11 protein-coding genes are annotated in these 15,734 nt (G+C 61.7%); 7 read left to right on the forward strand and 4 right to left on the reverse strand.

What is annotated here, in order from left to right:
* Window positions 1-123: 123 nt before the first annotated feature.
* Window positions 124-2,625 carry a hypothetical protein gene (locus IPV69_RS06125; RefSeq protein ID WP_206294038.1) on the reverse strand — a complete coding sequence of 834 codons (2,502 nt, stop codon included), beginning with the start codon at window positions 2,623-2,625 and terminating at the stop codon, window positions 124-126.
* A gap of 477 nt (window positions 2,626-3,102) precedes the next feature.
* Window positions 3,103-4,263, reverse strand: a complete 1,161-nt coding sequence (locus IPV69_RS06130; RefSeq protein ID WP_206294039.1) for a hypothetical protein — start codon at window positions 4,261-4,263, stop codon at window positions 3,103-3,105.
* 154 nt (window positions 4,264-4,417) lie between these two features.
* Between IPV69_RS06130 and IPV69_RS06135 the strand changes: the two genes are divergently transcribed.
* The 3 genes from IPV69_RS06135 (at window position 4,418) to IPV69_RS06145 (ending at window position 8,462) form a co-directional block, all read left to right on the forward strand.
* A complete protein-coding gene (locus IPV69_RS06135; RefSeq protein WP_206294040.1) occupies window positions 4,418-4,717 on the forward strand; it encodes a hypothetical protein in 300 nt (99 codons plus the stop codon).
* 95 nt (window positions 4,718-4,812) lie between these two features.
* On the forward strand, window positions 4,813-5,427 hold the full coding sequence (locus tag IPV69_RS06140) for a cytochrome P460 family protein (protein WP_206294041.1): 615 nt from the start codon (window positions 4,813-4,815) through the stop codon (window positions 5,425-5,427).
* 512 nt (window positions 5,428-5,939) lie between these two features.
* Complete coding sequence (locus tag IPV69_RS06145) at window positions 5,940-8,462, forward strand: putative bifunctional diguanylate cyclase/phosphodiesterase (RefSeq protein ID WP_206294042.1); 2,523 nt, start codon at window positions 5,940-5,942, stop codon at window positions 8,460-8,462.
* 324 nt (window positions 8,463-8,786) lie between these two features.
* Here the strand turns inward: IPV69_RS06145 and IPV69_RS06150 are convergent, their stop codons facing one another.
* The gene (locus tag IPV69_RS06150; RefSeq protein ID WP_206294043.1) at window positions 8,787-10,142 is read right to left on the reverse strand and encodes a FecR domain-containing protein; all 1,356 of its coding nucleotides are present in this window, start codon (window positions 10,140-10,142) and stop codon (window positions 8,787-8,789) included.
* Entirely contained in the window at window positions 10,139-10,684 is a 546-nt protein-coding gene (locus tag IPV69_RS06155) for a sigma-70 family RNA polymerase sigma factor (RefSeq protein WP_206294044.1), read from the reverse strand. The genes IPV69_RS06150 and IPV69_RS06155 overlap by 4 nt, the downstream gene beginning before the upstream one ends.
* A gap of 276 nt (window positions 10,685-10,960) precedes the next feature.
* Between IPV69_RS06155 and IPV69_RS06160 the strand changes: the two genes are divergently transcribed.
* From IPV69_RS06160 to IPV69_RS06175, 4 genes are all read left to right on the forward strand, one after another.
* Window positions 10,961-11,821 (forward strand): LamG domain-containing protein, encoded by an 861-nt coding sequence (locus tag IPV69_RS06160; protein ID WP_206294045.1) that lies wholly within the window; start codon window positions 10,961-10,963, stop codon window positions 11,819-11,821.
* 46 nt (window positions 11,822-11,867) lie between these two features.
* Window positions 11,868-12,662: a type II secretion system protein gene (locus tag IPV69_RS06165; protein WP_206294046.1), complete on the forward strand. Its 795-nt coding sequence runs from the start codon at window positions 11,868-11,870 to the stop codon at window positions 12,660-12,662.
* Window positions 12,614-14,134 (forward strand): sulfatase, encoded by a 1,521-nt coding sequence (locus tag IPV69_RS06170; protein WP_206294047.1) that lies wholly within the window; start codon window positions 12,614-12,616, stop codon window positions 14,132-14,134. The genes IPV69_RS06165 and IPV69_RS06170 overlap by 49 nt, the downstream gene beginning before the upstream one ends.
* Window positions 14,135-14,423: 289 nt before the next feature.
* Window positions 14,424-15,302: an alpha/beta hydrolase gene (locus IPV69_RS06175; RefSeq protein WP_206294048.1), complete on the forward strand. Its 879-nt coding sequence runs from the start codon at window positions 14,424-14,426 to the stop codon at window positions 15,300-15,302.
* Window positions 15,303-15,734: the final 432 nt, after the last annotated feature.

Below are 15,734 nucleotides of genomic sequence, written 5' to 3' on the forward strand. Positions count from 1 at the left end.
TGGAAGAGTATCGCGGCGCTTGAGTGACGCTGGGCAACGAAACACGCCGGTTAACGAAACGCGGCACGGGCATGATGTCATGCCCGTGCCGCGTTGTTATTTCCATCCTGTCGAACGCCCGGCTTACGCCTTGAACGTTCCGCGGAAGACTGGCTCGAGCCCTTCGACCGGCTCGCCACCGGGGTTGTACAGGCTGAAGCGGTTGATGAACGTACCGGAAACGTGCTCCTTGCCCTTGCTGTCGCGGGCCACCTTGCCGGTAAAGTTCAGGTCAATCCGCCAGGTGCGAATCTCGCCATTGGCCAGTGGCGGCTGACTGTCATCCAAGCCCGCATCAAAGAAGCCCGGCGTGGGGTTGGGCGCGGGGCCCGGCGGCGGCGGCGGGCTGGTCGGATCGGTCGGGGCGGGGATGTCTGTCGGCCGGAGCAGAATCGTGATGTCCACTCGGCCGGTTCCCGTCACCGTGTTGTCTTCCAGTCGAACCAGCGTCACCGGAAGGATGTTGCTGATCTGGATGAAGGTATCGAGCGGATCAATCTGATGCCCACTTGTGTTGCCGCCGATCGACGTGATGTCGGGCGGATACGGCGTGGTCGATGTATTGGGCGGCGTCAGGACCATCGCCAACTGGTTGTTTCCGGCGACGGCACCTGTGCCGTTGATAAACCCGCCGGCCCCGCTGGACAGCGAACCGACCTTGGTGATCGCTTCCTTAAACTCGCCGAACCACTGCAGGTTCCGCGACGAGATTGCCGTCAAGCCGGCCGACGCCAGGCGATCGATCAGCAACTGTGCCTTGGGCGAGCCGTTACCGGTGACCAGGTCGTAACCGGCGACGGCAGTCTTGGTGCCGCTGGTGCCACCGACGATATCGGTGAAGTACCCGCCGGGGTAGACGCGGTTCAGGTCGTAGATGACATCGTTGAAGCTCTGACCGATGAACCCGCGCTGACGGCCGGCGCGCTGCTCGTTGGCCAGCACGATCAGGCCGGCGGCTATCGGGGAGGCCGCCGAGGTACCACCGGCACCGCCGGGCAGCCAGCCGCTGTCGTTGGTCAGATCACCGTCCACGTCGCCGAAGCCACTGGCGATATAGACCGACAAGCCCGAGTTGGGGTCGGCATTGAACGCCAGGTCAGGGGTGGCCCGGCGGGCGACCTGCGTACCGCTGACGGTGGTGCCGTTCTGGAAGGCGGGGCGCGGATAGCTCGCCACGCCGACGATACCGCCGCCGCCCAGCGTCCAGCCCGTTTCGTTGCCCGTCAGGCCGCCGAGCGTATCGCGCTGAAGCGACGTACCGCCGACGCTCACCACGTACGGGCTGACCGACGGATAGCTCAGCACGCTGGCGTCGCCGGAACCGGCGACGAACGTCACCGTCTTGGCGGCTTTGCGGGTGAAGGAGGCGTCGAGGTAAGCCTGGAGGGACGGGTTCAATTCGCCGGTCTGCGAACCGAAGCTCATGACCGCCACACCGCCGCCGTGCCGCGACACCAGCGTATCGACGGCCTTGTCCACCGCCGCAAACAGGTCGGTGAACAGGTCAGAATCGGCCAGCACGAGGTAGAGCTGGGCGAGCGGCGCGATCGCGTGGATCCATTCGAGCTGCAACGCAGCTTCGGCTTCCCAGCCGCGCTGCGGATCGGGATCGGTCTGTGGCGTGGTCGCACCGGCATTGATGATCGCCAGCGTATTGGTATCGACCTGTGGGAGCCCGAACTGCGTCGAGAAGGTGTTGACCGACGTGTTGATCGAGCTGGACTGGATGTTGTACGGGATAACAACCGCGACCGCCTGGCCGGCGCCGCGGTTGGTGTAGGTCTGGTCGGCCAGGTCGCCGAACGCGTACTGCGTGCGGACCTGGGTCGGGGTCAGGCCGGTGACGCTGCCGAACACCTGGAGGGGAACGGCGCCTTCGGTCGTCGTGGGACGGGCCGCGACGGTAGACTGCAGGTTGCGCTTGGTGGTGCCGGCGTCGTCGGTATCACCGACGTCGTTGCCGGCGTTGTAGACGTTCTTGCCACTGCCGCCGACCAGGCGATCGACGCCACGTCCACCGGTCAGTCGGTCGTTGCCGGCGGCACCGTCGACGTAGTCGGCGCCGTTGCCACCCTGCACCAGGTCGTTGCCGCCACCGCCGTACAGGTGGTCGTCGCCGTTGCCGCCGCTGATCTTGTCGGCTCCGCCGCCGCCGTCGATCGTGACATCACCGACTTCGTACTGGGCGGTATCGAAGACGCTGATCGCGTCTGCTCCGCCGAGGCCCAGAATGGTAACCTTGGTGACGGCGTCGTTGACCTGGTAGTTCGTGCCGTTGAGGGTGAACTTGAGGCCGTCGGCGTTGCGCGAGACTTCAATCTTGTCGGCCTTCTTGGTGCCATAGAAGGTCAGCTCGCCGCCGACAACGACAGGACCGACCGTCGCCGACAGGAACTGCCGGACTTCAAGCCTTTCGCAGACGGCGATCGAAGCGCCGGCCCGGGCAGTCGGGGCACGATCACCCGCCGGAGCTTGAAAGACGCCGGCAAGCTGCGCGGCAACGCGACGGGCTGCAGACCCGAGGCGGCTCGAACGCCGCAGGCCACTGTTTTCGCAAGCCGGACCCGGGTGATGGATGGTTCCCACTGCTGACTCCTTGGCCTCTCGCCGTCGACCACACCAGGCACAACCGGTGCGGCGTCGATCGGACTCGGGAACAATTCGGGAGCTGGGCCCGACTGTCGTTCCCGTCACAAACACAAAACGTACGCGAAACACTACTTGAGCGCTAAATGCTACTTCGAGCGATCGAAGCACCAAAGCGGACCGAACCAATCAACGAAGCCAAAGTGGCTTACGAGCCGGATGGGAAGACCGCCGCACCTGCGTCGGTCCGAGGTTTTAGCCCTCCGCCCGCGACAAACACCGCCTGCTTCGTCTTCTTAACAACGTCGCCCGACCGCCGGCCCTTTCCGGAAGTCCATCCGTCAAAAGGACCTGCAAGATGATGCACCTGTGCCTCGGGGACCGCGCCAGCCGACACCACTTGGCGGGCGTTGGCCGCATGTTAAGCACAAGGGGCGGCATCAAGCAAGAACATTCGGTCTCCTATCGGTCCGTCGGTTAGACCCCGGAACGGTCTGCCAACTTCCCGTCTGGAAGGTTTACCCCAAACGCACCGGCGATGCCGCTGCGCCCCTCCCAGTCCGCGTGACGGGCGAGGATCGCCGTGGACAGCAGGGGAAACGCAAACAGGTGTAAACCCGTGACTGCCAGCGGCAGGGCTACCCAGCTTAACAGTGTGTTCCGGTTCGACACGATCGGCATCAACCGATCGTGAAACGCCGGGTCGCCCCGCGCAAACGCCGCCGCCAGCACCTCCGCCTGGCGATGCCGCATAAACCGGAACCAGAAGACCATCCCGAATACCGCATTGACGATGTAAAGCCCGATCGCGCTGATCCAGAACACGATTCCCGCAGTCTCGGTGCCGTCCCAATGCAGATAGATCGAACTGACGCGATGGTACCTCGGTGCCCGGGAGTCGTCCGACCCGTCGGTCGCGACAAACTCGTAAGGCGGATGCTCGTACGACGACATGCGGTCACTCGAACGCTGATATTGTGGAAGGCCGACGATCAAACCTTCCCGCCCGTCCTCGCGATAGCTCGACGTCGAATACGTCATCTCGTCGTACGCCCAGGTCGGATAGTTGATCCAGAACGATTCATACGCGTCCGGCGACGATACATAGACGTATCCGGTCGCCTGGCGGACTTCGAGAACCTGTTCCACGGCGCGCTCATATCGGATGGGTTTCGGGGCCTGCGTCGGCACGATGAATAGCGCGTAGCCGCACGTGACGGCCAGCGCCAGGCTCAGCAGCATCGGCAGAATCCCGGCCGTCGAAACGCGTCCCGCACTCGTCGCCAGGCGATCCAGGACCGCGCGCCCCTCCGGCGACTGCTGCGCCCGAGGCGTTTGCAGCGCCGGCGACTGCAGATGAACCGACACGTGCCGGCGAAGCCGGTTGTTCGCCGCCATCAACAGAATCGGGTGCGTGAAGGGTGCCAGCGGAAACAGGATCGTCCAGAGAATCGCCCGACCCCAGCCGCCCTGCGCCGACGTTCGCTCGATGCGCGCGGTCCACTCGGCCGGCGGCGCGGCGGATCCCACAATCGGCGGCGGCCCACCCTGGACGCCCCGCTGCCCCGCCCCGCAGACCGGGCAGAAAGCCGCCTCGGCCACGCGCAAACTCGCCCGACATTTCCAACAGCTGTTCATGGCGGTCACCCGTGGCAATGGTACCATCTCCATCTGCCCCGGAGAACTCTCAACTGCATTCACAGCGTCATTGGTGGTGCAGGCTTCAGCCTGCATTGGCATCGCACGAAAGCCGTCCTGGCATTCCTTTCCCGAAGCTCGTTCAAGGCGAACCATGCGTGAAATCGGCTCGACCGAAGTCGCCGGCACCCGCTACACCGCCGTCTGGGCGATGCTCTGCGCAATCGACCGCGACACCTACCCCAAAAGCACGGCACTGGCGCTGGCCGTTCGCTCGGCCGACGGTCGCAACGAGGCGATCATCCGCCGCAACGCCCGCCTGGCCGATGTCGAAGCCGCCCTGCAGCGATTGCGCGATCTCGGCTTCAAGGATCCCCAGCTTTCGGCGTTGTTCGCCCACAAGGGCAAGGACATTTCGCAGCACGTGAAGGTGCTGGTCTCACGCCTGAACTGACGCACCTGCGACTTTTCCCGCACCGGCGCGTCAGGGCAGTTGAACAGCCGTCGAGCAATCGTCGCAAGTCGGTAGACCGCCTACGCCAGGGAACCATGACCAAGCGAATCATCTGCGCCGCGATCGCCTCATCCCTCCTTCTCGGCTGCGCCTCCAAACCTCAGTCGCCGTCGGCCGCCAAGACGGCAGGTTCCTCGGTCGCCGCGACGGCCCCTTCGGCTGTGACGGCGTCGGAACTGCTCACGACGTACCCCAAGCTCCGGCTTCTCACGCCCGAACCCGTTTACGTCAATCTAGAGTTGGCCCGGCTCTGCCGTGGCGCGAACGAGGCCGACCTGCGTTCCGCTCGGAAGACCGCCGGTCCGCACGCCCATTCAACCATCCGAATCTACATGAATGCCCTCGCCGCCGACGCCTTCCCGAGGTCGAAGAACGCCTATCCGGTGGGCTCGGTCATCGTGAAAGAGAAATCCCCCCTGTGGTACACCGACGCCAGTGACAAACAGATCACGCTCCCCGCCGGCGTGGGCGGCATGATCAAACGCGCGCCCGGCTACGACCCGAAGTACGGCGACTGGGAATACTTCTACGCCGAGGAAAACGCCAAGACCGAAGTCGGCCGCATCGACTCCTGCCGCGACTGCCACAGCGGTGCCTCGTCGCGGGACTACGTCTTCGGCCAATGGGCGTCACCCGCCGCCGGCGAATGACCCGCCGCAAGCAAATCACTTACCTCCCATGTCCGCCCGAGACGCGCCACGGGAACGCCGAGCTCCAGCTCGGCTCTTTCTTTGATAAAGCGATTCGGTGAGCAGTGCATCATCTTATGGCAATTCGGGGAACCCCCATTTTAGGCCCCTCTCCCTTGTCCGATGATATCCATAAGGATCGCGGCTGAATTATGCTCAATGCAGCACAGGTAGGCTCCTGGTGGGTCATGCAATCTTCCGTCGCGCCAAGAGCATAAAAGCGCAAAAGGCCATAATCCGTCATGCCAAAGCGACTGCCAAAGCGGCTGAATCTCGCCCGACTCCTGTTCGAGCTCATTGCAGTGATTACTCTGGGCGAGTCGGGCGTCATGTTCCTTGTTCCGGCGATCGCCCCCCACACAAGTGATGCATTCGCGGCGATTCTTCGTGCCTTGTTGGTTTCAATCATCGCAGGTCCGATCATCCTCTGGCGATTCAGAGGGGCCTTAAAGGGAGCCGAGGTCTCACATGCCATGGGAATTGCCATCACTCCCCGGCCGGTGAAGTTCACGGTCATCGGCGCGCTGTTCCTGGGGCTCACATTGACTGCAATGGTTGTGTTCGCCGTCATCGCGAGCGAACGAGCCGCGGCGGAACTCATTCGTGACTCGTACGTCCGGCAATCGGCAGGCCAACGAGTTCCATCCGCTGACCAGCCCCACACGGAATCGACCGGCTCCACAAATGGTCTGAACCCAAACGCGACGCTAAGTCAAAAGATGCCTGTCGTCGTCGGCATCGGGGGAGCTTTGCTGATCCTTTCGTTCGTCGCGATCGCATGGTCCATTGGAATGAGCCGATCCCGCGCAGCCGCGAGGGCTGAGGCGATAACTGCAGAACTCGCCCAGGCAAATGCTGCGGCCGAAGAGGCCAACGAGCGACTCAAACTGGCGACCCGCGCCGGCGGCGTGGGCGTGTGGGACTGGGATGTCGTCAACAACCGACTCGTCTGGGACGATCAGATGTACCGTCTCTACGGCATCACGCGCGAACAGTTTGGCGGGGCTTACGAGGCGTGGAGAGCCGGGGTGCATCCTGACGAACAACACTGGGGGGATGCGGAAATTGAGCTCGCCCTGCGCGGCGAACAAGACTTCGACACCGAGTTTCGCGTGGTCTGGCCGAACGGCAGCGTCCGTACCATCCGCGCGATGGCGATCGTGCAGCGCGACCAGAACGGCAAACCGATCCGCATGACCGGAACCAACTGGGATGTCACCGAACTGGATGAGCTTGCGGCGAAAGCACGGAGTGCCGAACAGTTTCTGATCAGCACGATCGACTCTCTGGACACCCATACCGTCGTGGTCGGATCGGATGGAAGGATTGTTTCGCTTAACCGCGCATGGAGCGATTTCGCGCACGCCAACAATGGCCCGGGCGACGCTGTGCTGGAGGGTGCCAACTACCTGGATGTCTGCGACCGCGCCGCACCCCGGTGCGACGAAGCCAGCGTCGTCGCTGAAGCAATTCGTGCGGTGCTGAAGGGGGACGTCGAGCCGGCTCCGATCGAATACCCCTGCCACGCGCCGACCGAGCGCCGCTGGTTCGTCTGCACGGTCAGGGGCTTCTCCACCGGCGCCGAACGCTACGCGGTGATCTCGCACCAGAACGTCACCGCTCGAAAGGTCCTGGAGGAGGAGCTGCGAACCGCCGCCCGGCTGGACAGGTTGACGGGGCTCCCGAACCGCGCCTTGCTCACGGATCGCCTTCAGCAGGCCATCCTCCGCGCCAAGCGGCATAAGGACTACCATTTTGCCGTCCTGTTCCTTGATTTTGATCGGTTCAAGGCAGTCAACGATAGCCTCGGCCACGAGGTCGGCGACCAGCTTCTGCGGGAGATCGGCCAGCGCTTAAGGGCGACTGTGCGGTCGGGCGACTCACTCAGCAGCCAAGCCCCCGGCAACACAAACGGCCGACTGGGGGGTGATGAGTTTGTCGTCATCCTGGACTCGCTTTCCAAGCCATCGGACGCGATCGACGTAGCCAACCGCCTGCTGGAGGTCTTTGCCCGGCCCTATCAACTTGGAGAACACAAGGTTCACTCCACCGCCAGCATCGGGATCTACACAAGTGACATGCCGGCCGAAAGCGCCGACGACGTATTGCGAGACGCCGACACTGCAATGTACGAGGCCAAGCTCGCTGGCAAGGGCCGCTACATGGTGTTTGATGTCACCATGCGACAGCGTGTCCAGAACCGGCTCAATCTTGAAAATGACCTCCGAGATGCCGTTGATTCCGACCAACTGTTCCTGATGTACCAGCCGATCGTCTCTCTCGAGACCGGCCAGCTCGACAGCGTCGAGGCGCTGATCCGTTGGAAACATCCGGTTCGAGGTCTCATCTCGCCCGGCGACTTCATCCCAATCGCCGAGGAAACCGGGCTGATCGTTCCCATCGGACAATGGGTCCTCGATCAGGCCTGCTCTCAGTTTGCCATCTGGCAGAACACCCTTGGGGCGTCGGCCCCTCGAAGCGTCAGCATCAACCTCTCGCGTAAACAACTAGTCCTGGAAGATCTGCCAGAGATCATCAGACGAACGCTCAACCAGGCAGGGATGGCGCCGGAGTGCCTCCATCTGGAGGTTACAGAAAGCGCGATCATGAAGGATGCAGCAGCCGCGACAAGGTTGCTGGGCGCGATCAAGGAGATCGGCGTGAAGCTGGCGATCGACGACTTCGGCACCGGATATTCATCGCTCGCGTGCCTGCACCAGTTCCCGTTGGATATCCTGAAGATCGATCGGTCGTTTGTGGCCAACATTGACCGTGGTCGCGATTTCGCGGCGATGGTTCACGCCGTCGCCCAGCTTGCCAGAAACCTGAACATCCAAGTCGTGGCAGAGGGCATCGAGACGGCCGAGCAGGCGCTCGTGCTTCAGACGTTCGAATGCGAGTTCGGTCAGGGCTACTACTTTTGCAGGCCCGTGATGCCCGACCAGTTGCAACTTTTCAGTTTCCGCCCGACCCTGACCGGCCAACAAGCCGCCTGAGTGCGAAAACTGCGATTGAGATTGCCCCGGGTAGCCGACCGCTGGCAACGAGACTTGGAGACGTCGCTGTCCTGAGGTCAACAGGAGCGTGAATCGACGACGCGAAAGAGCTGTCCAATCATCTCGAGAATCGCCTTGGTGGCTCCAGATCAGTGGCTTTCTTTTTGCCAGGACTGGACAGTTTGCAGGACGGTGCGGCCCCGGAAACAAACTAACCCCTGCGATATGCAGGGGTTAGCGGTTACGATACGGAGAGGGGGGGCGGTGCAGCCACGTGGATCATCCGCCCGGGCGGCAGTGGCTGCCAGGTGCGTCGCACTCAGTTTAGAGCTTTGAAGGGAAGGTGACCGATCGCACGGCCGGGTGCCGGCGGGTCGTCTTGCCCGTCATCTCGATCTTGACGAAACGCAACTCTCGATTAAGCGATAGTGTTGCCATTTCGGTCGCTGCCAGTTCCCCCAGCGCATCCCACTTGGTGCCGTCGACACTCGTTGAGATCGACGCCTGTTTCGGGATGTACCGTGTTGCAAAGTATTCCACCCGAATGTAAGGCACGACGGTTCTCTGACCAAAATCAAAGACGAGCTCCCACGAGGTATGGCCCGGATGCCCGGCCCAGAACGACTCGGGGCTTTCGCCCAATAGATTAGACGGCTCGGACGTCTGATTCGGATGGCTCGGTCCGCCTGTTACCGCCACCGGCTTGATGCCGGGACTGGGCGGCGTCCGAGCTGTCGCAGGCGCGGCGACTTCGACGTCGACACCTGCGGCATCAACCGTCGCCATCTGTCCAGTTACGAGCGACACCGCGGCTCCACCGCCCGCCTGCGGTGTGGGTCGGGCTTCTACCGTTCCGTCCAACACCTTCACTTCCACGGCAGTGTCTGGCGTGGCCACCACGCTGAACTCGGTACCCAGGTCGACGATTTCAACGAACTCCGTGCGCACCGTAAACCCAACCGCCTGCGCTGGGACGTGGGCCCTCAGCCAGCCGCTACGCATCTCCACCGCTTCGGCGGACGTGACGTCGATGCGCGACGGACCTTTCAAGGACACCTCAACACCGTTCAGGAACTTGAGTGAGATCGAGCCTTTGGCCAAGTCGAGCACGGCCCCTTCGCGAAGCCGTTCGCCAGGATAAAATCGGGCGCTTCCCGCGTTCCATGTTGCGTTGGTAGCGCTTTCGAGCGTGGCGACCACCGCGGGGCGCGCGCCGAGCAGGATGGCTATTGTCGCAGTACCCACCACGATTAGAGCGGCGACACCCGCGAGAAGTCGCCGCCTTGTGTTCCACCAGTTCGCGCGCTCGCGAGGCAACGATGAGATGGGCGGGGAGATCGACGGAGCCTCATCTCGATTGTCATCGCCGGATAACGCCGGCAAGCCGAAAATCGTCTGCTGAAATACGTCCTTCGAAGGTTCAACGCGCGCGTCTCTTTCGTCCCGCTCGACGGCTTCGCCGGCAACTTCATCCCTCAGCCCTAGGCGCTCAACGCCTCCCATTCGCCAACGCAGGTCGGCATGCGTGTACATAAGGCGAATATAGATATCCACCGCCCGGTCGCTGGCCTTCAGTTTGGCACTCAGACGTTCGGCATCGTTGTCGGTCAGAAGATCCTGCTGAAGGGCCGCGATCAGTTCCAGCAGTTCGTCGTCGGAACTTATGTCTCGTCGGGTCATGTCGGCTCCCGCTGGCTCCGAACTGTCCGGTGAACGCAGTCCTGTAGAGCGTCTTGTATCCGCCGCACCGCCTTGTACAAACCCTCCAGCGGCCGGCCAATTTGCTCCGCGAGGGTACGGATGGTCACGCCTGGGGCAAATCGCTTTTCCAGCAGTACTCGATCGCGCGGCGGAAGCTTCTTGAGACACTCATCCAAAGCCAGCCGCCGTTCTTCAAGTTCTGGCGCGAGTTGCACTGCTTTTGATGAGACCCGCTCCAACAGGGTGTCGTCGAATGCGATCTTCTTGCGCTGCCGTGCCAGCTTGGCGCGGAAGTTACACACTTCCAGGTACGCCACCCGCGAGGCCCAGGCATAAAAGTTCGAGCCGGCGCGGAACTCCTGCCGTTTGCGCCACAGAGCCATGCCCATCTCCTGAAACACGTCGTCGGCGTCCGCATGCGCGCGGAGCAACGTCAACGTATAGGCGTAGAGCGCCCTCTGGTGAGAGAGAAATGCCTGAAGGAAGGCTTCATCGGTAAGGGGTCTGTCGGGTGATGCCACCGATATCCTTTCAGGGTGCCGGGCGACGGAATACCTCCACATACGTCTAAACGTCGCGCCGGACACGAAACTGGAGGGCGAATCCCAAAACGGCTTGGGGGGCACCTTCGGAGGCCGCGTCGCATTGCCTGAGAGAGCAGCACTCACCGCAGGCAACGCGCGTCCTCCCCTCGACGAAACAGCGATTGCTCCACACCTTGAAAAATCATCCTCCACTTCCGCGCCGGCGCGACGTTACTAGATGGCTCAACGTGTCGCTCTCAACAAGGAGACAATGTGGCTTTCCTGAAGCTGTCGGCCCTCAGCGTGCTCGTGACTGCAACGTGGGCGGTTACCATTAGCGCAGCCGTGATTCCGTACGGTTCGCCGGACGGGAACACGACGCATCTCTACCATTTTGACGACGTTGCCGGATCGACCTCGACGACCGACACGGTGACCACCGGGGGCATCAACCTTTCCCCAGTCAACGGCGCGAACTTTGGCAGCTCCTCGTTCAGTACCGCTTTTGGCAACGCGGGCGCTCTTTCGACAACGGCGACGAATCGAATATTCAGCGGCGGCCTTGCAACGACAAGCCAAGTCGGCATCACCAATGCCTTTACCATCGAGGCGGTGCTGAAACTTTCTGCAATCTCCGGCACCTATCAACAGATCGTCACCGTGGGCAATAACCAGGTCCAGTTTCGAATCGACAACGCCGGCAACACGATGAGCTTCGTCAGTACGGCAACTTCTCCGACGTTTACGTTCTCGGGGGCCATTCCCACGGCCGGTGCCAACGCGTTTGACGCCAGTGCCTTCTATCATGTCGCGGTCGCATATACTGGCGACGAAACCGCCGCCACCAACATCGCGATGTACTGGACCAAACTTGATGACGCCACCACGTCCGCGAACCTCATCAGCACAGGGACGATGACAGCTGATCTACTCGCGGTCACCGGGTTCTACGTTGGAAACCGCAACACCCGATCCGAAAGCGTTCTGGGCCTGGTCGACGAGGTGCGTATCAGCAACGTTGCCCGAACCGCGGACCAGTTCATTTTCTCGCCCGCATCAGTGCCGGAGCCGGCTTTTGCGTCGTCAATCTGCCTTGTCGCCATGGGGTTTCTCTGCCGGCATCGCAGGGCATGAGACTGAATGCCAACCGCGTGCCAACATCTGACGAGGGATTTGTAACATGCTATCAGAGTCTTACTCACGTGCCCGGCGCACTCCGCGCGGTTTCACGCTGGTCGAGCTGCTCGTCGTCATCGGGATCATTGCGCTGCTCATCTCGATCCTGTTACCCTCCCTCGGCAGGGCACGGGAGGCCGCCAAGTCTGTTGTGTGCAAGTCGCAACTCAAGCAACTGCATTTCGCTTGGCAGCTCTACCAGACGGATAACCGTGGCAAGTTCTTCGATTACCCATTAGGCGGCGCACCAGGAACGCGCCACTGGATGCCTTACCTGATTCCGCAGACTTCCAACACCACTCAGATTTTTCTCTGCCCCTCGGCGGCGGCCGATCCAGCAGGGTTCGTGCCGGGAACCTATGCGCTGGGAACCGCTCAGACGCCGTGGGTGGAACAGCGCGCCGGCGAGGTAGCACCCTATGACCGGAGTTCCTACTGCTACAATCAGAACCTACACCCAAAGAGCACATACGGATCGGTCAATGATCGATTTCAGAACGCCAGCCAGCTCCGCGATCCGACGATTGTTCCAGTCCTCGGTGATGGTCTGTTTCGCGGCGGCACCCCTGGCGTAGCCGGCACCAAGCGGCACATGCCCAAGAACCTTTCGAATCCGCTTCCCGAAGAAGCCGCCAGCAAGGCCGATGAGGCGATGCGGTTCATCTCCAATCGCCACGGGTCCATCACGAATATCGTGTTCGCTGATGGCCACATCGACGGCGTCAGTCTGACGGATATCTTCACCCTCAAATGGCATCGCAACTACGTCACGAATCAACCGATTGGTTCGGTCAATTAGCGACGAGGATTTTCCGGATGAATCTGAACAAAGCCGCTTGCCTGATGATCCTGTGTCTTGCCACCGCTCCAGCGACGGCCGGTGAAAAGCCCAACGTGCTGTTTATTGCAGTTGACGACCTGCGGCCTGAATTGGGGTGTTTTGCCGCGCCAGTTGTCAAGACGCCGAACATCGATCGGCTGGCCAAGAGTGGCATGGTGTTCAATCGCGCCTACTGCCAGCAGGCCGTCTGCTCCCCCTCGCGATCGAGCCTGCTGACCGGTGCCCGCCCGGACACGACACGGGTTTGGGATTTGAGCACGCACTTCCGTAAGGCGATGCCCGATGTGGTTACACTGCCTCAATTCTTCAAGGTCAACGGCTATGTCACTCAGTCCATAGGGAAGATCTTTCATCATGGGATTGACGATACCGCGTCGTGGTCTGTCCCTTCGACCTTTCCCAAGGCCCCACACGGTGCCGAGCGTGCCCCAGTTGACCCCAGCGCCGAGGCCGGTGCTTCTAAGCGCGGACCGGCATTTCGCGCGACGGCCGGCGATGACAACTCGTTGCACGATGGAGAGCTAGCCGACATGGCTGTCGCCGCGCTGCCACTGCTGAAAAAGAGCCCCAGTCGCTTCTTCCTAGCCGTTGGCTTTATCCGTCCACACTTGCCCTTCATCTCCCCACAGAAGTACTGGGACCTTTATGATCCGCAGGCGATCCCCCTGGCTCCCAATCCGTTCCCTTCGCATGGCGCCCCTTCTTACGCGATCGTCCCCGGCGGCGAGCTGCGCTCGTACGGCGGCGTGCCGGTGGGTCGCCAGCTCCCCGATGATTATGCACGCCAGTTGAAGCACGGCTATCTCGCTGCGGTCAGCTACGTGGATGCCCAGATCGGACGCGTGATCGATGCGCTGGAACGCGAAGGGTTACGCGAGAACACCATCATCGTTCTGTGGGGCGATCATGGCTGGAAGCTCGGCGAACATGGCGCCTGGGCGAAGCATTCGAATGTCGAAAACGACACCCGCGTGCCATTGCTGATCTGTGCCCCGGGAATGGCCAGCAATGGAAAGCGCAGTGATGCACTGGTCGAGTTGGTCGACGTCTATCCCACCCTCGCCGACCTCGCAGGACTGCCGTTGCCAAATCATCTGGAGGGTACGAGTCTGAAGCCACTGCTGGAGGGTCGGCAGATTGAATGGAAGTCGGCTGCTTTCAGCCAGTATCCGCGGAAGGTCGGCAAGCAAAACCTGATGGGCTATTCGATGCGGACCGATCGCTATCGCCTGACACGATGGGTGAACCGTGATGATCACACCAAGGTCGCGTCTGTCGAACTCTATGATCACTCCAAAGACCCGCTGGAGAATGAGAACATCGCAGAGGACCCGACGAGCGAAGAGATTCTGACCACGCTGACAGCGCAATGGACGGCGGGTTGGAGAGGCGCGGCTCCTAAAGCTGTCTTGCCGCCGAAAACGAGATGACGTCGGAGTTTATCCCGGGAATGCTGAGCTCCAACTCGGCCATTCCGGGCGTAGCCGTGCCGAAGCTGGCCCCGGACCACGAGTCGCGGCTTGCCGGCCTGGCACTCACACGAAAGCTGATTTGCGCATGATCACTCACCTCATTCGCCACCTGGCCGTGATCGTCGTTGTGTCTGGCGGCCTCCCTGCTTTGGGTGCCGAAGCTTCTGCGTCACAACAGGGCACTCCCGCCTCTCGCGGAGCGGCTGCAAAGCTGCTCCCGTTCTGGACAATTGAATCCGCCCAGCCGATGCCGCTCCCACCGACGCTCGCCAATGTGCCTTACGGCACCGATACCAAGCAGGTCCTCGACTTCTGGAAGGCCGACTCAAAGCAACCGACGCCGTGGGTTTTCTTCATTCACGGAGGTGCGTGGAAGAGCAACGACAAAGATCGGGTGACCGGTGTTCGCGAGTATCTCGCGGCCGGGATTTCGGTCGTCTCGATCAATTACCGGTTCGTACAGGAAGCCCAGGCAGCCGGCGTCAACCCGCCCGTTCAGTGGCCGCTTCACGATGCCGCCCGTGCCTTGCAGTTCGTCCGAACCAAGGCGAGCGACTGGAATCTCGACAAGAGTCGCGTGGGCGCGTCCGGCGGATCCGCCGGCGCGTGCTCCAGCCTCTGGCTCGCGTTCCACGATGAAATGGCGGACCCCCTAAGCAAAGACCCGATCGCCCGCGAGTCGACTCGTCTCTTTTGCGCCGGCGTCGTGGGCGCGCAAACTTCGCTCGATCCCGTGCAGGTGAAAGAATGGACCCCCAACAGCATCTACGGCGGACACGCCTTCGGCTTCAACGGTGACAAGGCGAAGAAAGTGTCGGCATTCCAGCAGTTCCTTGAACACCGAAATGAGATTCTGCCGTCGATCCGGAAATACTCCCCCATCGAGTGGGTCACCGCCGACGACCCGCCCGTTCATTTGTACTACACCGATGTCCCGGCGATCGGGCAAAAGAAGAGAGACCCCACCCACACCAGCAATTTCGGGATGAAACTGCAGGAAAAGATGCGTAGCGTCAACGTCGAATGTCAACTGATGTACCCTGGTGCCGCTCCACAGAAATACCCCGATCCGATCCAGTTCCTGATCGGCCAACTCAAATCCGGCAAGGCAGCCGCGGCTGACTAAACTAAACGGCCGACCGCGCGGTTCTCAAGGCTTCGTATTGGGCAGTCGGTCGATCGTGACGCGCAGCCGGACCTTTTCTGTCACAGGCTTTGCGGCGCACGTCTCCCTCGCGGAGCGTCCCCGTACGCCCTGCCGCTTCGTCGACGTTACATACTCGCGCCAGCCCCTCAAACGAAGAAACCCCTTCCACACGTGTTTCTCGGTAAGGGGCTTCTGTTTGCGGAAACAAAAAAAGCGGAGAGGGGGAGATACTCGGCGGACCGCTTCGTAAGTCCAGAACAGCACGCAGATTTTGTCGATAAAGCTCGCTCGCCGCAACCGTTGTGTGAATGAGCGAGTCACCACCGATGTTCACGGATTCTCAGGAGTGGTCATCTCGATTGGCACAGTGTGCCAATTGTTCATGAGCCTCGGCGCCTCCACTGGGAGTCG

The organism is Humisphaera borealis (assembly GCF_015169395.1).
Lineage (GTDB): Bacteria > Planctomycetota > Phycisphaerae > Tepidisphaerales > Tepidisphaeraceae > Humisphaera > Humisphaera borealis.